Origin of the sequence: Acetobacter fabarum (assembly GCF_040702925.2) — a bacterium.
Taxonomy (GTDB): Bacteria; Pseudomonadota; Alphaproteobacteria; order Acetobacterales; family Acetobacteraceae; genus Acetobacter; species Acetobacter fabarum_B.
Map to the genome: position 1 here is coordinate 26077 of NZ_JBFCXX020000001.1, position 16443 is coordinate 42519.

Here is a 16443-nt window from a genome sequence, read left to right on the forward strand (position 1 = left end):
CATGGAAATCGAAATCAAGACACTTGATAACGGCACGGCTGGTTCAGCTACGCTTCCGGAAGAAATTTTCGGCGCAGCACCCCGGGCAGATGTAATGGCGCGCGTTGTGCATTGGCAGCTGGCAAAACGCCGCGCTGGTACGCACAAGGTCAAGGGCATGGGCGAAGTGTCCGGCACGACCAAAAAGCCGTATCGCCAGAAGGGCACGGGCAGTGCACGTCAGGGCTCCCTGCGCGCTCCCCAGTATCGTACTGGTGGTGTGGTACATGGTCCGGTTGTGCGTGATCATGGTTATGACCTGCCTAAAAAGGTGCGTCGTCTGGGCCTGATCTCTGCTCTGTCGCAGAAGGCTGCTGAAGGTAAGCTTGTTGTTCTGGACACCGCTTCGGGCGTGACCAAGACCAGCGAGCTGGCCAAGAAGCTGCAGGGGCTCGGCTGGGGCTCGGCTCTGATTGTGGACGCATCGGTGGACGAAGATTTCGTGCGCGCTGCTCGCAACCTGCCGAAGATCGACATTCTGCCGACCATTGGCGCGAATGTTTATGACATTCTGAACCACGAGGTGCTTGCCATCACGCAGGCAGGCCTTGAAGGACTGAAGGAACGCCTGGCATGACGAATATTCTTGCTATTCGCAAGAAAGCCGAGCGTCTCTCTCGGGAGGCTCTGTACGACATCGTACGGACGCCTGTCATCACCGAGAAGGCGACTGCGCTTTCTGAAAAAAATCAGGTTGTTTTCAAGGTCGCAATGACGGCTAGCAAGCCTGAAATCAAGGTTGCGGTGGAAACGCTGTTCGGGGTCAAGGTTGTTGGCGTCAACACCCTTGTCCAGAAAGGTAAAACCAAACGCTTTAAAGGGCGTATTGGTCAGCGTTCTGACGTTAAGAAGGCGTTCGTTCAGCTTGCAGAAGGTCAGTCCATTGACCTGACCGCGAAGCTGGCGTGACCAAGGGTAGAAACTAATGGCACTGAAGCACTTTAATCCTGTCACGCCGAGCCTGCGTGGTACGGTTCTGATTGATCGTGCTGACCTGTGGAAAGGCAAGCCGGTCAAGCAGCTTACGGAAGGCAAGAACAAGTCGGGCGGCCGTAATAATAACGGTCGTATCACGTCTCGTTTCCGTGGCGGCGGTCATAAGCAGTCCTATCGTTATGTGGACTTCAAGCGGCGCAAATTTGATGTGCTGGGCACTGTGGAACGTCTTGAATACGATCCCAACCGCACAGCCTTCATCGCGCTGGTGAAGTACGAAGACGGTGAACTGGCTTACATTCTGGCACCCCAGCGTCTGAAGGTTGGTGACAATGTCATCGCTGGTGCGCGTGTCGACATTAAGCCAGGCAATGCCATGCCGCTTGCTGCTATTCCGGTGGGTACGATTATCCATAACATCGAACTGAAGCAGGGTGCCGGTGGCAAGCTGGCCCGTTCCGCAGGGACGTATGCGCAGTTGGTTGGTAAGGATTCCGGCTACGCCCAGATCAAGCTCCAGTCTGGTGAATTGCGTGTTGTTCGCGGTGAATGCATGGCGACCGTTGGTGCTGTGTCCAATCCGGACAACATGAACCAGCACATGGGTAAGGCTGGTCGTTCCCGTTGGCTGGGTCGCCGTCCGCATAACCGCGGTGTGGTGATGAACCCGGTTGACCATCCGCATGGTGGTGGTGAAGGCCGTACATCTGGTGGTCGTCATCCGGTTACGCCGTGGGGCAAGCCCACCAAAGGTTACAAAACTCGGGTCAACAAGCGGACGGACGGTCTGATTATCCGTCGCCGGAAGACCGGCAAGTAAGGGGCAATAGAAGATGGCACGTTCCGTCTGGAAAGGTCCGTTCGTCGACGGGTATCTGCTGAATAAAGCTGAAGTATCCCGCGCATCGGGTCGGAATGAAGTGATCAAGATCTGGTCGCGTCGTTCAACGATTCTTCCGCAGTTCGTTGGTCTGACGTTCGGTGTTTATAACGGTCAGAAGTTCCTGCCCGTGCAGGTGACAGAGAATATGGTTGGCCACAAGTTTGGCGAATTCTCTCCCACCCGTACGTTCCACGGGCATGGTGCTGACAAGAAGTCTAAGCGGGGCTAAGAGCACAGATGAGCAAGCCGAAGCATCCGCGCACGCTCGCGGAAACAGAAGCGCAAGCTATCACGCGTAACATCCGGGTTAGCCCCCGCAAGCTGAACCTTGTGGCAGGCCTGATCCGTAATAAACCTGCATCTCAGGCAATTGCGACGCTGACATTCTCCAAGCGCCGTATCGCTCAGCAGGTTAAGAAAACGCTGGAAAGCGCGATCGCTAACGCTGAAAACAACCACCAGCTTGATGTTGATCAGCTGGTGGTGAAAACGGCCGAAGTGGGTAAGTCCATTGTCATGCGGCGTTTTCACGCACGTGGCCGCGGTCGTTCCGCACGCGTCGAAAAGTTTTTCAGTCACCTGAAGATTGTTGTAGCCGAGCGGGCCGTTGTGTCTGACACGGCTTCTTCCGAGCAGAAGGCGGCCTGAGCTATGGGGCATAAAGTCAATCCGGTCGGGCTGCGGCTCGGCATCAACCGCACCTGGGACAGCCGCTGGTATGCAGATGCAGACTATTCCCGTCTGCTGCACGAAGACCTTAAGCTTCGTGCATTCCTGCGTCGCAAGCTGGCTGGTGCAGGCGTATCCCGCGTAGTGATCGAACGCCCGGCCAAAAAGCCGCGCGTTACGATTTACGCAGCACGCCCCGGTGTTGTCATCGGCAAGAAGGGTCAGGACATCGACGCTCTGCGCAAGGAACTGACCCGCATGGCGGGCACAGAAGTTGCGCTGAATATCGTTGAAATCCGTAAGCCGGAAATCGATGCGACTCTGGTTGCTGAAAACATTGCCCAGCAGCTTGAACGCCGCGTAGCTTTCCGTCGCGCCATGAAGCGTGCCGTGCAGTCTGCCATGCGTCTGGGTGCCCAAGGCATCCGGATCAACTGCTCTGGTCGTCTGGGCGGTGCCGAAATCGCACGTATTGAATGGTATCGTGAAGGTCGTGTGCCCTTGCACACCCTGCGCGCCGACATTGATTACGGCACGGCAACGGCGAAGACCACCTACGGCACCTGCGGTGTGAAGGTATGGATCTTCAAGGGTGAAATTCTTGCTCATGATCCGTTGGCACAGGATCGCCGGGCGGCCGAACAGGCTCCTCAGCGCTGAGGAGAGGATAAAAAACAATGCTTTCCCCTAAGCGGACAAAATTCCGCAAAGCTCATAAAGGTCGTATTCACGGCCTTGCTAAAAGCGGTACCACACTGAACTTTGGTACGTTTGGCCTCAAGGCTCTGCAGCCGGAACGTATTACGGCGCGTCAGATCGAGGCCTCCCGCCGTGCCATTACCCGCGCCATGAAACGTGCGGGTCGTGTCTGGATTCGGATCTTTCCGGATATTCCGGTCTCGACAAAGCCTGCAGAAGTGCGTATGGGCTCTGGCAAGGGATCGCCTGAATTCTGGGTGGCCCGTGTGAAGCCTGGTCGTATTTTGTTTGAGATCGAAGGCGTCCCGCCCGAACTGGCGCGGGAAGCGCTGGCTCTTGGCGCTGCCAAGCTGCCGATCAAGACCAAATTTGTGACCCGAATTGGAGATGCGTGAGATGGTAAAGGCAGTAAAGCCAGCTGATTTGCGCGCTAAAACACCAGATGAGCTTGAAGCTCGTCTGGTTGAACTTAAGCGTGAACAGCTCAACTTGCGTTTCCAGCGGGCTACCGGTCAGACAGAAGCGCAGAGCCGCGTCCGTGTGGTCCGCCGTGAAATTGCGCGCATCAAGACAATTGCTGCGCAGAATGCAAAGAATGCAGCAGGTGCAAAAACATCTGCTGCCAATGCCTGAGGAGAGGTAGCCGATGCCGAGGCGCGTCCTGACCGGACGTGTGACGAGCGACAAGATGGACAAGACCGTTACGGTTCTTGTCGATCGTCGCGTCATGCATCCTATGTATAAGAAGTTCATTCGTCGCTCCAAGAAATACGCGGCGCATGATGAAGAAAACATCTGCAAGATCGGTGACTCCGTGCGGATTGTTGAATGTGCGCCTATTTCTCGGCGTAAGACGTGGACCGTGATTTCCCGCAACGGTGAAGCCGTGGGCGTGGAACAAACCGCGTCGGCCTAACGTAAGGATTTCTAGGTTATGATCCATCCCGAGACCAACCTCGATGTGGCCGACAATTCCGGTGCACGTCAGGTGCAGTGCATTAAGGTGCTGGGCGGCTCCAAGCGGAAGTCTGCCTCGGTCGGCGACGTGATCGTCGTTTCCGTCAAGGAAGCCATCCCCCGTGGGAAGGTGAAGAAGGGCGATGTTCACCAGGCCGTTATCGTGCGTACATCTTATCCGGTTCGTCGTGCCGATGGCAGCGCCATCCGGTTCGACCGTAACGCTGCCGTGCTGATCAACAAGCAGCAGGAACCGATCGGTACCCGTATTTTTGGCCCGGTCGTGCGTGAACTGCGTGCTAAGAAGTTCATGAAGATCATCTCTTTGGCGCCGGAGGTGCTGTAATGGCTGCCCGTATTAAAAAAGGCGATACGGTTGTCGTCATTACCGGCTCTTCCAAGGGTGTGCAGGGTGAAGTTCTGGAGGTTCGTCCTTCCGAAGATCGCGCTGTTGTCCGTGGTGTTGCAATTGCCAAACGTCACCAGCGTGCTAGCCGCATGGGCGAAGAAGGTGGAATTATTGCCCGTGAGGCAGCTGTTCACCTCTCCAACCTGAAACTGGTTGACCCGGCCTCCAAGAAGCCAACCCGTGTTGGCTTCCGTGTGCTGGAAAACGGTAAAAAAGTTCGCGTTGCCAAGGCGACTGGCGAAGTGATTGAAGGTTGAGAGGCCAGGTATGAGTGCGAATCAGGAAGGGCGTTCCCTCCCGCGCCTTCACCAGCGCTATGAGAGTGAACTTCGTGCCAAGCTGCGTGAGCAGTTTGGGTATACCAACGAAATGCAGGTGCCGCGGCTTGAAAAAATCGTCCTGAATATGGGCGTTGGTGAAGCTGCTGGTGACCAGAAGAAGTTGGATGCAGCTGTTGCGGAAATGACCCTTATCGCAGGTCAGAAGCCGGTGAAAACGGTTGCCAAAAAGGCAATCGCGGGCTTCAAGATCCGTGAAGGGCTGCCGATTGGTTGCAAGGTTACGCTGCGTCGGGCTCGGATGTACGAATTTCTCGATCGTCTTGTGACGATCGCGATGCCGCGCATCCGTGACTTCCGTGGTCTCCCTGCGACAAAAGGCTTTGATGGTCGTGGCAATTTTGCCCTTGGCCTGAAAGAGCAGATCGTTTTCCCTGAAATCGAATACGACAAAGTGGACGAAGTCCGCGGTATGGATGTTGTGTTCGTGACCAGCGCGAAAACAGACGCAGAAGCTAAGGCTTTGCTGAAGGCATTTGATCTTCCCTTCTTGGGATGATACAGGCTGCTTTATTGTGTGATCTTGGAAAACCGTCGAAGGTTTTCGAAGGGTTCCGGAGGTAATGTTGTATGGCTAAAACATCTGCCATCCTGCGTAATGCTAAACGCAAGCGCATGGCGGCACGGGATAATGAGAAGCGTACCGCTCTCAAAAACATCGTAATGGACCGGTCTTTGCCCGTGGAAGACCGGTTCGATGCGTCTCTCAAGCTGGCAGAACTGCCGCGTAACGGTTCTCGTGTACGTGTGCGTCTGCGTTGCAAGCTGACAGGTCGTTCTCGCGGTAACTACCGCAAGTTTGAGCTGTGTCGTATCGCTTTCCGTGATCTGGCTTCTGATGGCCAGATTCCGGGAGTGGTGAAAGCTAGCTGGTAAGGGCTCGAGATGTCGCTTTCAGATCCTTTGGGTGATATGCTCACCCGTATTCGCAACGCCCAGCGTGCGCGCCACAACTCTTGTGTTGCTCCGGCATCCAATCTGCGTGTGAACGTGCTTGAAGCTCTGCAGCGCGAAGGTTACATCCGCGGTTACAAGCGCGAAGAAGTGCGGAAGGGTATTGCCCAGCTGCATATCGAGCTGAAATACGCGGAAGGTGAACCGGTTATTCGTGAAATCCAGCGCGTTTCCCGCCCTGGCCGCCGCGTCTATTCCAAAATTAAAGAACTGCCGCGTGTCTGCGCTGGTCTGGGTGTTTCCATCCTGTCCACGCCACGTGGTGTTCTGTCCGATGTAGAGGCCCGCGCCGCCAATGTTGGTGGTGAAGTCCTTTGCCGCGTATTCTGAGGAGGGATAAATGTCACGAGTAGGCAAGTATCCCGTCGAAGTTCCGGCAGGGGTTACAGTTTCCATCGCGGACGGTGTTTTTAAGGCCAAGGGTAAGCTGGGTGAGCTTTCTCTGCCCATCTCCAGTCATGTTACGGCTGAAGTGAAGGACAATCTGGTTGTTGTGCAACCAAATGGTACCGAATCTCAGGCGCGCATGATGTGGGGTACAACACGCGCACTTATCGCTTGTGCGGTCAAAGGTGTTTCTGACGGGTTCTCCAAGACCCTGGAAATTACCGGGACAGGTTATCGTGCGGCAGTGCAGGGTTCTAACCTCGTTATGAACCTCGGCTTTTCTCACGACGTGATCTATCCGATTCCTGCTGGCATCAAGATTTCTACCCCGCGCCCTACCGCGATTGTGGTGGAAGGGATTGATAAGCAGCGTGTTGGCCAGGTGGCTCTGGATATTCGTAGCTATCGTAAGCCTGAGCCTTACAAAGGCAAGGGTGTTCGTTATGATACGGAAACCATCCGCCGTAAGGAAGGCAAGAAGAAATAATGAGCACTCAGCAGGAATTGCGGAATCGGCGGCGTGCGCGTCTCCGTTTTCAGCTTCGCCGCAAGGCTGGTGGCCGTCCTCGTCTGTCGGTTTTCCGGTCTGGTAAGAACATCTACGCTCAGGTGATTGATGACGCGCAGGGGGTTACCCTTGCTTCTGCATCGACGCTGGATAAAGAACTGCGTGAAGCCCTGAAAAATGGTGCAACGCGGGAAAGCGCTGGTGCGGTAGGTAAGCTGGTTGCCCAGCGTGCTGTTGCGGCTGGTGTGTCTCAGGTCGTGTTTGACCGGGGATCTTATCTTTATCACGGGCGCGTCAAGGCCCTGGCGGAGGCGGCCCGTGAGGGCGGTCTCTCCTTCTGAGGAAAGGATCACGCAATGGCTCGTGAACCAAGAGAAGGCGGTCGAGGCGGCCGTGAGCGTGAACGCGAAGGCGATGAACTGGTCGATAAGCTGGTAACCATCAATCGCGTTGCAAAGGTTGTTAAGGGTGGTCGGCGCTTTGCGTTTGCTGCTCTGGTTGTGGTTGGTGACCAGAAGGGTCGCGTGGGCTACGGTGCCGGTAAGGCCCGTGAAGTTCCTGAAGCGATCCGCAAGGCTACCGAACGCGCCAAGCGTGGGATGATTCGCGTTCCCATGAAAGAAGGGCGCACGCTGCACCATGACGTTGCCGGCCACTTCGGTGCTGGTAAGGTTGTGCTGCGTTCGGCTGAAGCTGGTACGGGGATCATCGCTGGTGGTCCGATGCGTGCCGTGTTTGAAAGCCTTGGCATTAACGACGTTGTTGCCAAGTCCTTGGGGACCCGGAACCCGCATAACATGGTCAAGGCGACTTTTGACGCCCTGACACGTTGTGCCAGTCCCCGTGCTGTGGCAAACCGCCGTGGCAAGAAAGTGGCGGAAATCTTTGGCAAGCGCGACCAGGCTGCTGGTGCGGAGGCTGCAGATGTCTGATAAAAAAACTTTCAAGGTGACACAGATTGCGTCTGGTAACGGACGTAAGCCGGGTCAGCAGGAAACTCTGATCGGGCTTGGTCTGAACAAGATCGGGCGCGAGAAGGTTCTGGAAGATACTCCGTCTACCCGGGGTATGGTCCGCAAAGTGGCCCACCTGGTGAAGGTGGAGGACTAATATGAGACTCAACGAACTTCGTGATAACGAAGGTGCTCGTTACCGCAAAAAGCGGCTCGGGCGCGGTATTGGTTCCGGTAAGGGCAAAACGTCCGGTAAGGGTGTGAAAGGCCAGAAGGCACGTGAGGGTGTTTCCCTCAACGGGTTTGAAGGTGGTCAGCTCCCGATTTATCGTCGTCTGCCGAAGCGGGGCTTTAAAAACATCTTCCGCAAGGTCTATGCACCGGTTAACCTTGGTGCGGTAGAACAGGCACTGGCCGATGGTAAGCTGGAAAACGGCGTGACCATTACCGAAGAAGCGCTGAAGAAAGCCGGTCTGGTTGGGACTGGTAAGTACGCAGGGGTTCGCATTCTGGGTGAAGGCGAACTGACAAAAGGCGTTTCTTTTGAAGTGTCTGGCGTTTCTGCTTCTGCTAAGGCTGCCATTGAAAAAGTTGGCGGCAGCATCAAGCTGCTGGTGACGGCACCTGTGGAAGCTAGCGCCTCCTGATTGGCATGGGAGAGAGAGCAGTGGCAGACCCTGTTCTCTCTTCTCTGTTTAAGTCAGAACAGCTGTCTGATATTTCTCAGGCAATCATGCCAGCGTCTCCACTTCGTGTGGCGGCGCTGTTTGTGTGAAAGGACGGATGCATGGCTTCCGCGGCCGAACAACTGGCTGCCAATTTTAACGTAGGCTCCTTTGCCAAGGCGACGGAACTCAAGAAGCGGATCTGGTTTACGCTAGGCGCGCTGATTGTTTACCGTTTGGGAACGTATATTCCTGTGCCCGGCGTAGATGCTACGGTTATGGGGCAGCTTCTGGCGCAGCATCAGGGCGGCATTCTTGGCATGTTCAACATGTTTTCGGGGGGCGCTCTTGGGCGTATGACCGTTTTCGCGTTGAACATCATGCCCTATATCTCTGCGTCCATTATCGTGCAGTTGATGTCTACGGCGGTGCCCTCTCTTGAGGCTCTCAAGAAAGAGGGTGAGCAGGGGCGCAAAAAGCTTAACCAGTACACGCGTTATCTGACCGTGCTGATTGCGGTTTTCCAAGCCTACGGGATTGCGATCGGGCTTGAGAATGTTCAGAGCGGCGCTGCCGTTGTGAATCCGGGCCCGCTTTTTCTGGTCACCTGTGTAACAGCACTGGTGGGCGGAACAATGTTCCTGATGTGGCTTGGTGAGCAGATTACGTCACGCGGTGTTGGTAATGGGATATCGCTCATTATTTTTGCCGGTATCGTGGCCAACCTGCCGCATGCCTTGGTCAGCCTCTTCCAGTTGGGGTATACGGGCGCATTGTCGTCCTTCTTTGTGCTTCTGTTCCTCGTGCTGGCTGCTCTGACCATCATGTTCATCGTGTTCATGGAGCAGGCGCAGCGGCGGGTTGTTATCCAGTATCCCAAACGGCAGATGGGGCAGCGGATGTTTGGTGGAGACACCACGCATATGCCGCTCAAGGTAAACACGGCCGGGGTTATTCCACCGATCTTTGCCTCTTCGGTTCTGCTGATTCCTGTTACTCTGGCAGGGTTCATGAACGGTAAGTCATTGCCGGGCTGGCTATCATTTCTGGGTGAAGAACTGGGGCAGGGGCAGCCTCTGTATCTGCTCTTTTACGCATTGATGATTATCTTTTTCTCGTACTTCTATGCTGCGGTGACCTTTAACCCGGCAGAGACTGCGGATAACCTGCGTAAGCAGGGTGGGTTCATCCCTGGCGTGCGACCCGGTGCGTCCACGGCGTCATACTTTGACAAGATCCTGACGCGTCTGACGACCATTGGCGCGGCTTATATGGTGGCGGTCTGTCTGTTGCCGCAGATCCTGATCAGCCGTTATAATGTGCCGTTCTACTTTGGCGGGACCAGCCTGATTATTATTGTGTCAGTTACGATCGATACGGTTACTCAGGTGCAGTCACACTTGGTGGCGCATCAGTATCAGGGGCTTATGCGCAAGTCTCGTGGTGGCAGGAAGCAGAGGATCATCAGACGATGAATATTATCTTTCTGGGCCCTCCTGGGGCCGGAAAAGGAACGCAGTCCAAGCTTCTGGAAGAACGCCACGGACTGATCCAGATTTCCACCGGAGATATGCTGCGTGCCGAAGTGGCGCGAGGCTCCGAGGTTGGTAATCAGGCAAAAGCGTTGATGGTCGCGGGCAAGCTTGTGCCCGATGCCCTGATTATTGCCATGCTCAAAGACCGGATTGCCCAGCCGGATTGCCAGAATGGTTTTATTCTGGATGGCTTCCCCCGCACTCTGGGGCAGGCTGAAGAGCTGGATGCCATGCTCGCCGCAGACGGGAAGAGCATTGATGTCGTGCTGTTTCTGGATGTGAATGAAGAGATTCTCGCCGATCGTATTTCTGGGCGTTTCACCTGCGCACAATGTGGGCAGACATATAACGAAGCGTCCAACCCACCTGCAAAGGAAGGGGAATGCGATGTCTGCGGGAGTCATGAGTTCAAACGTCGGGCAGACGATAAGCGTGAAACGGTTGTTGAACGCCTGAAGGAATACCGCAATCTGACCGCGCCGATTCTGCCGTTTTATGAAAAAACGGGGCGTTTGCGTAAGGTAAACGGCATGCTTTCGACTGCTGAAGTGACAGCAGAAATTGAAGCAGCGCTTAAGGATAGCGGCGTGATCACGCAGAAGTGATCAGTTTTCGTTGACTTGTAACGGTGGTCGGTATATTTCGCGGCCACCAAGTGAAATCCGCCCAGTCAAAACAGGGCTATGAGCCGTTCGCTGTAAAAGCGGGCGAACAGGAGTATAAGGCGTGGCACGTATTGCCGGCGTGAATGTCCCGACAAACAAGCGGGTTGTGATCGGGCTTCAGTATATTTACGGAATTGGCGCATCTAAGGCGGCAGAAATCTGCAAGTCCTTGGAGATTCCGGAAGCAAAGCGGGTTAACGAACTCAGCGATGATGAAATCATGAAGCTCCGTGAGCTGATTGATGGCAGCTATCGTGTTGAGGGCGACCTGCGTCGTGAAATTGCGATGAACATTAAGCGCCTGATGGATCTTGGTTGCTACCGCGGCCTGCGTCATCGTCGTGGCCTGCCGGTGCGCGGCCAGCGGACGCACACCAATGCCCGTACCCGTAAGGGAAAGGCAGTGGCCATTGCCGGTAAGAAGAAAGCAACGCGTTAATCCAATCCGCTAAGGCGGCCAGCCTGCACACGCAGGCTGGACAGGGACTGAGGTAGAAAAGACATGGCGAAAGCCGCAACACCGCGTGTTCGTAAAAAAGAGCGTAAGAACATTATTTCGGGCGTGGCGCATGTGCTCTCCACGTTCAACAACACCATGATCACCATCTCTGATGCTCAGGGGAATGCTATCTCCTGGTCTTCTGCTGGTGCGCAGGGCTTTAAGGGCTCGCGGAAGTCTACGCCTTATGCGGCGCAGGTTGCGGCTGAAGATGCAGGCCGCAAGGCCCGTGAACACGGCATGGAAACGCTGGAAATCGAAGTTTCCGGTCCTGGGTCGGGGCGTGAGAGCGCACTGCGCGCCCTGCAGGCTGTTGGTTTCACGATCACGTCCATTCGTGATATGACACCGGTCCCGCACAATGGCTGCCGCCCGCGCAAGCGTCGCCGCGTCTGAGCTTACGAGCGGAAAGGCTGCCTGATAACAAGCCGCCTTTCCATTTGTTGTGTCCACTTCAGAGAAATCGCTGCGTAAGCAGTGGTTTTTCGTATTGAAAGGCCGGTCCATTGGTCCTTCAGAAAAACTGGCAATCTCTGATCAAGCCCGAAAAGCTTGAAGTTGAATCCGGAGTGGAGCCCGCTCGTATCGCAACCGTAGTGGCTGAGCCGCTGGAACGCGGTTTTGGTATGACGCTCGGTAACGCCCTGCGTCGGGTTCTGCTGTCTTCTCTTCAAGGTGCTGCGGTCACGGCGGTTCAGATTGACGGCGTTCTGCACGAGTTTTCGTCTGTTGCCGGTGTGCGGGAAGATGTGACTGACATCGTCCTGAACATCAAGCAGCTGGCGTTGCGCATGCACGGTGAAGGGCCGAAGCGTATGGTGCTGACGGCCACTGGCCCCGGTGAAGTGCGCGCAAGCCAGATCCAGACAGGTCATGACATTGAAATCATGAACCCTGATCTGGTCATCTGCACGCTTGATGACGGCGTCAAGCTGGGCATGGAATTTATTGTTAATACCGGAAAAGGCTATGTTCCTGCGGCGGCTAACCGTCCGGAAGATGCGCCGATCGGCCTGATCCCGGTTGATGCAATCTATTCGCCCGTCAAGCGCGTGTCCTACAAGGTGGAGCCGACCCGCGTTGGTCAGGTCACCGACTATGACAAGCTGCTGCTTACGGTCGAAACAAATGGTGCGGTAACGCCCGAAGATGCAGTGGCTCTGGCCGCGCGTATTCTGCAGGATCAGTTGCAGCTGTTCATCAACTTTGATGAGCCGCGTCCTGTACAGGCAGAAGAGCCTGAGGATGATCTGCCGTTCAACCGTAATCTGCTGCGCAAGGTGGATGAGCTTGAATTGTCTGTTCGTAGCGCAAACTGCCTGAAGAACGACAACATCATCTACATTGGGGATCTGGTTCAGAAGAGTGAGCAGGAAATGCTGCGCACACCGAACTTTGGCCGTAAATCCCTGAACGAAATTAAGGAAGTCCTGACCTCCATGGGGCTGTCCTTGGGTATGAATGTCCCGGCCTGGCCGCCGGAAAATATTGAAGAGTTGGCAAAGCGGCTTGATGAGCCGTTCTGATCTGACTTTTCCCGATACTAGGAACTGAACCATGCGTCACCGGATTGCCGGCCGAAAGCTCGGCGTTACCTCTTCTCACCGTGCAGCCATGTTCCGTAACATGGCTGTGGCTTTGATCAAGCACGAGCAGATCACCACTACGCTTCCCAAAGCGAAGGAACTGCGCCCGTTTGTTGAAAAGCTGATCACCCTTGGCAAACGTGGCGATCTGCACGCACGTCGGCAGGCATTTGCTGTGCTGCGTGATGAAGTGATTGTTAAAAAGCTGTTTGCAGCTGTGGCTGAACGCTACAAGGCCCGCAACGGTGGCTACACACGCGTCCTGCGTGCTGGCGTGCGTTATGGCGATGCCGCCCAGATGGCTGTGATCGAACTGATTGATCGCGATGTGAGCGCCAAAGGGCAGGACAGCGGTCCGCGCCCGGAAGTGGAAGATAAGCAGGATCTTGCTGCTTAATCTCCTGCTTGCAAGTGCAATGAAGAAAGCTGGCTCTCAGGAGCCAGCTTTTTTTATGTTTTTTTGTACGGGCTGGAATGTGAAAAAATATGCGTGGAATAAAAATACCCCATAAACATTCGTGAGTGATTGACAAAGCCCAGAATATATCCACTCTTATTTTTGATAAAATAGTTCAACGAAAGAGATACCGTCATGAAACGTGTGTTGCTAAAAATGCTAACGCTTGCCACCGTGGCATTGGGTTGGGCTGTCAGTCCGGCACAGGCGGCGGACAGCATTCGTATTGGCTATATTCCTGTTCTGGGCTCTTCCGCGCTGTTTGTGATCGACGGGGAAGGCTGGGCCAGGCAGGCTGGATTGGATGTGCAGCTTGTGCGCTTTACATCCGGCCCGCAGGCTATTCAGGCGCTCGTATCCGGGCGGATTGACGGTTACGTGGCGGGGGTACTGCCTTTGTTGCAGGCACGTGCGCATGGCGTGGATGTTAAGGTTGTCGCGACTGCCTCAATCGAGGAACTGTCGGTTATTGCACGCGGAGCACTGGCAGAAGGCCTGAAGCCGGATAGTGAGGCCGGACTGACGCCAGATGCGGTGAAGGATATTTTGGGGCGGTTCAAGCAGGACCAGAAGCGCCTGCCGCGTCTGGCAGCCCAGCCTGCCGGTTCTGTGCCTGACACACTGTTGCGCTACTGGCTGCAAAAACAGCTTGGTTTTGCGCAGGTCAATACCGTGGCCACCATTGTTGGGGTGGATATTGATGCGGCGCAACAGGCATTTCTGGCAGGTGCGGTCGATGGTGCGGTTTTAAGGGAGCCGGCCCTGACAGTTGTTAAAACCCGCCTGCCCGATGCCCGTATTCTGGCTTCGGGCCATAGCATGATGCCGGACCAGCCGGGCTCTGTTCTGGCGATTGTCAAGCCCGATGCGCCTGAGCACAAGGCATGGGCGGGAACACTGACCCGCCTGTTCGTGCGCGCCACAACTTTGCTGGCCCAGCATCCGGATGATGCCGTGCCATTTGTACAAAAAGCACTTGGCGGTGGTATGCTGAGTGATAGCGTGATGAAAACCGCGCTGGAGCATTCTGCTTCCCGCTTTGTCAGCGATCCGGCGCGTATTGTGGGCAGTGTCAAACAGTTGCAGGAATTTGAAGTGGCCGAAGGTCTTCTGCGTAAGGCGGAGCCTGTTGAAGATCTGTTTGATACGGGTCTGTGGCAGCAGGCCAAGCCGTGAGCGTAAAACTGTCTGGCTCCGTTCGTCTGGGGTTTGGGCTGGCGGGGCTTGTTCTGTTCTTTGGCGTGTGGGAGGCAGCCGTCCGGTCTGGGCTGCTGCCATCTGGCATGGTGCCAGCCCCTTCCTCTCTTGGTCCGGCATGGCTGGATGAGGTTCGGGGAGGGTTCTGGCAGCAGGCCATTCTGGATAGTCTGAACCACTACCTGCTGGGCCTGCTTATTGGCTCCATTCTGGGGGCTGGGCTTGGTATCCTGTGCGGTATGCTGGGGCTGTTGGATAGTCTGCTGGAAGGGGTTGTACGCCTGTTGCGGCCTGTACCGGGGCTGGCCTGGGTGCCTTTTGCCATTCTCTGGTTTGGGCTAAGCACGGCTGGGGCCACGTTTGTTATTGCCATATCGGTTTTCTGGATCAATTTTTACGCAGCCCATAGTGCTGTCCGTGGGGTGGACCCCGAACTGTATGAACTGGCTTCCGCCTTCGGCCATGGCAGCTTTGCAGGGCGGCTGGTCAAGATTGTACTCCCGGCTTCCGCACCGGGTATTATGGCCGGGCTGCGTACGGGGTTGGGGCAGGGGTGGATGTCCGTTGTGGCGGCAGAACTGTTTGGCGTGCCGGGTATTGGCGCACGCATGATGCAGGCTTCCAGCCTTCTGGCGACCGATGTTGTGGTGGTTTACATGCTGACCATGGCCATGCTGTATGCCATTACCGATTTTCTTTTTGGGTTTGTGCGTAAATGGGTTCTCAGGTGGCAACCATGAGCAAGGCGGATGTGGTTGCCTCCTTGCATGATGTTGGCCTCTCTCACGATGGTGGCGCTCATTTTGTGCTGCGGCATGTCAGCCTGATATTGGAGCGTGGGGAGTTTGTTGCCCTTCTGGGTCCGTCTGGTGTGGGTAAATCCACGCTGCTCAGGGTTCTGATGGGGCTTATGCACCCAACGGAAGGGCAGACAGGCGGTTCCGCCTGTGCAGCAGATGCGGGGGCACATGCCACGCGGCGGAGCCGGGCCATGGTGTTCCAGGATGCGCGGCTTCTACCCTGGCGCTCGGTGCTGCGGAATGTCATGTTCGGGCTGGAAGGCCTGCACCTGAGCAAGAGCGAAAAAATAGCCCGTGCGCAGGAGGCCCTGCGTCTGGTCGGGCTGAAGGATGCGCAGGACCGGCTCCCACGCCGTCTGTCTGGTGGGCAGCGACAGCGTGTGGGGGTTGCCCGCGCCCTGACCGTGGACCCCGACCTGCTGCTTATGGATGAGCCGTTTGGCGCGCTGGACCCCATTACCCGCACCAGCCTGCAGGAAGAGTTGCAGCGGATATGGCAGCAGACACACAAAACAGTGCTGTTTGTGACGCATGATATTGAAGAGGCTCTTCGCCTTGCCACACGTGTTGTGGTGCTGGCCGGTGGCTCCCCTGCGGGGATTACCGGTGAAATTGTGCTGGATATGCCGCACCGCAACCCCGATACCCCTGCTTTCAGGACTTATGCCGCGCGGCTGCGCGCCATGATTGCAGGCGAGCCTGATCCGGGTGGAGAAGCCTACTGGCGCTCGGCTGAAATCTAGTCTTGAGCAAAAAAATCGTTCACATAGGTATCTTTAGGGGTGCAAGGCGCGTTACCCCTTAATCCAGTATGGAGGACATCCTCTTATGAGTGATGAGAGCAAGGCAGATTTTGGTCTTGAGGATGGTATTGGCAATCTTCAGGACGGTGCCGATGGTTTTTTTGGCAAGGTTTCCAGTTACGACGCCCTTAATCCGGGCAAGCGCAGCACCGCAGTAGAAGCACTGCGGGATGTTGTTATTGACCAGCCATTGCTGAGCGTTGCTACGGTGGGTGTTGTCGGTCTGATGATTGGGATTTTTCTGCGGCGCAGAAAATAAGTTGGCAAGGGCGTTCCAGCTCAGGTCAGGATTGAAATGCAAGGGAGTGCGTTATGCTGAAACTGGCACTGTTTTTTCTGGTTGTGTCACTTGTTGCAGGGCTGTTTGGTTTTGGCGGAATTGCGTCTGCCTCGGCTGGTATGGCTAAAATCCTGTTCTTTATCGCCATCATGCTGTTTGTTGTTTTTCTGGTTGTGGCCCTGCTGGCTGGTCGTGCGGTTATGAAATAACGGAGCCTGACCACT

General features: G+C 55.6%; 30 protein-coding genes. All 30 read left to right on the top strand.

From position 1 onward, the window contains the following. Position 1 precedes the first annotated feature (1 nt). The 30 genes from rplD to AB2L51_RS00240 all read left to right on the top strand — a co-directional run bounded on the left by rplD (position 2) and on the right by AB2L51_RS00240 (position 16428). Positions 2-616: a 50S ribosomal protein L4 gene (rplD, locus tag AB2L51_RS00095; RefSeq protein WP_395580607.1), complete on the top strand. Its 615-nt coding sequence runs from the start codon at positions 2-4 to the stop codon at positions 614-616. Beyond that, positions 613-948: a 50S ribosomal protein L23 gene (locus AB2L51_RS00100; RefSeq protein WP_048852979.1), complete on the top strand. Its 336-nt coding sequence runs from the start codon at positions 613-615 to the stop codon at positions 946-948. The genes rplD and AB2L51_RS00100 overlap by 4 nt, the downstream gene beginning before the upstream one ends. Before the next feature lie 16 nt (positions 949-964). Beyond that, complete coding sequence (gene rplB / locus AB2L51_RS00105) at positions 965-1795, top strand: 50S ribosomal protein L2 (protein ID WP_086647126.1); 831 nt, start codon at positions 965-967, stop codon at positions 1793-1795. Between the two features lie 13 nt (positions 1796-1808). Then, positions 1809-2087, top strand: coding sequence for a 30S ribosomal protein S19 (gene rpsS, locus AB2L51_RS00110; protein WP_012812769.1), 279 nt, complete (start codon positions 1809-1811; stop codon positions 2085-2087). An 8-nt stretch (positions 2088-2095) separates the two neighbouring features. Continuing rightward, a complete protein-coding gene (gene rplV, locus AB2L51_RS00115) occupies positions 2096-2506 on the top strand; it encodes a 50S ribosomal protein L22 (RefSeq protein WP_086647127.1) in 411 nt (136 codons plus the stop codon). A gap of 3 nt (positions 2507-2509) precedes the next feature. Continuing rightward, positions 2510-3187 carry a 30S ribosomal protein S3 gene (gene rpsC, locus AB2L51_RS00120; RefSeq protein WP_086647128.1) on the top strand — a complete coding sequence of 226 codons (678 nt, stop codon included), beginning with the start codon at positions 2510-2512 and terminating at the stop codon, positions 3185-3187. Positions 3188-3204: 17 nt separating this feature from the next. Continuing rightward, a complete protein-coding gene (gene rplP / locus AB2L51_RS00125) occupies positions 3205-3621 on the top strand; it encodes a 50S ribosomal protein L16 (protein ID WP_025826957.1) in 417 nt (138 codons plus the stop codon). Between the two features lies 1 nt (position 3622). Beyond that, positions 3623-3859: a 50S ribosomal protein L29 gene (rpmC, locus tag AB2L51_RS00130; protein ID WP_166110487.1), complete on the top strand. Its 237-nt coding sequence runs from the start codon at positions 3623-3625 to the stop codon at positions 3857-3859. 13 nt (positions 3860-3872) lie between these two features. Further along, positions 3873-4142, top strand: a complete 270-nt coding sequence (gene rpsQ, locus AB2L51_RS00135; protein WP_166110484.1) for a 30S ribosomal protein S17 — start codon at positions 3873-3875, stop codon at positions 4140-4142. Positions 4143-4160: 18 nt separating this feature from the next. Continuing rightward, positions 4161-4529, top strand: a complete 369-nt coding sequence (rplN, locus tag AB2L51_RS00140; protein ID WP_395580608.1) for a 50S ribosomal protein L14 — start codon at positions 4161-4163, stop codon at positions 4527-4529. After that, on the top strand, positions 4529-4849 hold the full coding sequence (gene rplX, locus AB2L51_RS00145; RefSeq protein WP_166110481.1) for a 50S ribosomal protein L24: 321 nt from the start codon (positions 4529-4531) through the stop codon (positions 4847-4849). The genes rplN and rplX overlap by 1 nt, the downstream gene beginning before the upstream one ends. 10 nt (positions 4850-4859) lie before the next feature. Continuing rightward, complete coding sequence (rplE, locus tag AB2L51_RS00150) at positions 4860-5429, top strand: 50S ribosomal protein L5 (RefSeq protein ID WP_086638474.1); 570 nt, start codon at positions 4860-4862, stop codon at positions 5427-5429. Between the two features lie 71 nt (positions 5430-5500). Further along, positions 5501-5806 (top strand): 30S ribosomal protein S14, encoded by a 306-nt coding sequence (rpsN, locus tag AB2L51_RS00155; RefSeq protein WP_025826945.1) that lies wholly within the window; start codon positions 5501-5503, stop codon positions 5804-5806. A 9-nt stretch (positions 5807-5815) separates the two neighbouring features. Next, complete coding sequence (gene rpsH, locus AB2L51_RS00160; RefSeq protein ID WP_025826943.1) at positions 5816-6214, top strand: 30S ribosomal protein S8; 399 nt, start codon at positions 5816-5818, stop codon at positions 6212-6214. Between the two features lie 10 nt (positions 6215-6224). Further along, positions 6225-6758: a 50S ribosomal protein L6 gene (gene rplF / locus AB2L51_RS00165; protein ID WP_086647133.1), complete on the top strand. Its 534-nt coding sequence runs from the start codon at positions 6225-6227 to the stop codon at positions 6756-6758. Next, positions 6758-7120 carry a 50S ribosomal protein L18 gene (rplR, locus tag AB2L51_RS00170; protein WP_166110476.1) on the top strand — a complete coding sequence of 121 codons (363 nt, stop codon included), beginning with the start codon at positions 6758-6760 and terminating at the stop codon, positions 7118-7120. The genes rplF and rplR overlap by 1 nt, the downstream gene beginning before the upstream one ends. Before the next feature lie 15 nt (positions 7121-7135). Continuing rightward, positions 7136-7711 carry a 30S ribosomal protein S5 gene (gene rpsE, locus AB2L51_RS00175; protein WP_048852990.1) on the top strand — a complete coding sequence of 192 codons (576 nt, stop codon included), beginning with the start codon at positions 7136-7138 and terminating at the stop codon, positions 7709-7711. Next, positions 7704-7889: a 50S ribosomal protein L30 gene (gene rpmD, locus AB2L51_RS00180; protein ID WP_086647135.1), complete on the top strand. Its 186-nt coding sequence runs from the start codon at positions 7704-7706 to the stop codon at positions 7887-7889. Before rpsE ends, rpmD begins: the two co-directional genes overlap by 8 nt. 1 nt (position 7890) lies before the next feature. Further along, positions 7891-8379, top strand: a complete 489-nt coding sequence (gene rplO, locus AB2L51_RS00185) for a 50S ribosomal protein L15 (RefSeq protein ID WP_086647136.1) — start codon at positions 7891-7893, stop codon at positions 8377-8379. Between the two features lie 140 nt (positions 8380-8519). Next, a complete protein-coding gene (secY, locus tag AB2L51_RS00190; RefSeq protein WP_166110472.1) occupies positions 8520-9872 on the top strand; it encodes a preprotein translocase subunit SecY in 1353 nt (450 codons plus the stop codon). Beyond that, positions 9869-10537 (top strand): adenylate kinase, encoded by a 669-nt coding sequence (locus AB2L51_RS00195; protein ID WP_395580609.1) that lies wholly within the window; start codon positions 9869-9871, stop codon positions 10535-10537. Before secY ends, AB2L51_RS00195 begins: the two co-directional genes overlap by 4 nt. A gap of 121 nt (positions 10538-10658) precedes the next feature. Then, on the top strand, positions 10659-11036 hold the full coding sequence (gene rpsM / locus AB2L51_RS00200; RefSeq protein ID WP_166110466.1) for a 30S ribosomal protein S13: 378 nt from the start codon (positions 10659-10661) through the stop codon (positions 11034-11036). Positions 11037-11099: 63 nt separating this feature from the next. Beyond that, positions 11100-11492 (top strand): 30S ribosomal protein S11, encoded by a 393-nt coding sequence (gene rpsK, locus AB2L51_RS00205; RefSeq protein ID WP_025826926.1) that lies wholly within the window; start codon positions 11100-11102, stop codon positions 11490-11492. Between the two features lie 110 nt (positions 11493-11602). Continuing rightward, on the top strand, positions 11603-12622 hold the full coding sequence (locus AB2L51_RS00210) for a DNA-directed RNA polymerase subunit alpha (protein WP_025826924.1): 1020 nt from the start codon (positions 11603-11605) through the stop codon (positions 12620-12622). A gap of 31 nt (positions 12623-12653) precedes the next feature. Continuing rightward, positions 12654-13079 carry a 50S ribosomal protein L17 gene (gene rplQ, locus AB2L51_RS00215; RefSeq protein ID WP_166110463.1) on the top strand — a complete coding sequence of 142 codons (426 nt, stop codon included), beginning with the start codon at positions 12654-12656 and terminating at the stop codon, positions 13077-13079. 195 nt (positions 13080-13274) lie between these two features. Further along, entirely contained in the window at positions 13275-14315 is a 1041-nt protein-coding gene (locus AB2L51_RS00220) for an ABC transporter substrate-binding protein (protein WP_395580610.1), read from the top strand. Between the two features lie 107 nt (positions 14316-14422). Then, the gene (locus AB2L51_RS00225) at positions 14423-15076 is read left to right on the top strand and encodes an ABC transporter permease (protein WP_395580966.1); all 654 of its coding nucleotides are present in this window, start codon (positions 14423-14425) and stop codon (positions 15074-15076) included. Continuing rightward, on the top strand, positions 15064-15879 hold the full coding sequence (locus AB2L51_RS00230; RefSeq protein ID WP_395580967.1) for an ABC transporter ATP-binding protein: 816 nt from the start codon (positions 15064-15066) through the stop codon (positions 15877-15879). Before AB2L51_RS00225 ends, AB2L51_RS00230 begins: the two co-directional genes overlap by 13 nt. Before the next feature lie 85 nt (positions 15880-15964). Continuing rightward, complete coding sequence (locus tag AB2L51_RS00235) at positions 15965-16198, top strand: hypothetical protein (protein WP_395580611.1); 234 nt, start codon at positions 15965-15967, stop codon at positions 16196-16198. 53 nt (positions 16199-16251) lie between these two features. Beyond that, positions 16252-16428 (top strand): DUF1328 domain-containing protein, encoded by a 177-nt coding sequence (locus AB2L51_RS00240; RefSeq protein ID WP_086647142.1) that lies wholly within the window; start codon positions 16252-16254, stop codon positions 16426-16428. Positions 16429-16443: the final 15 nt, after the last annotated feature.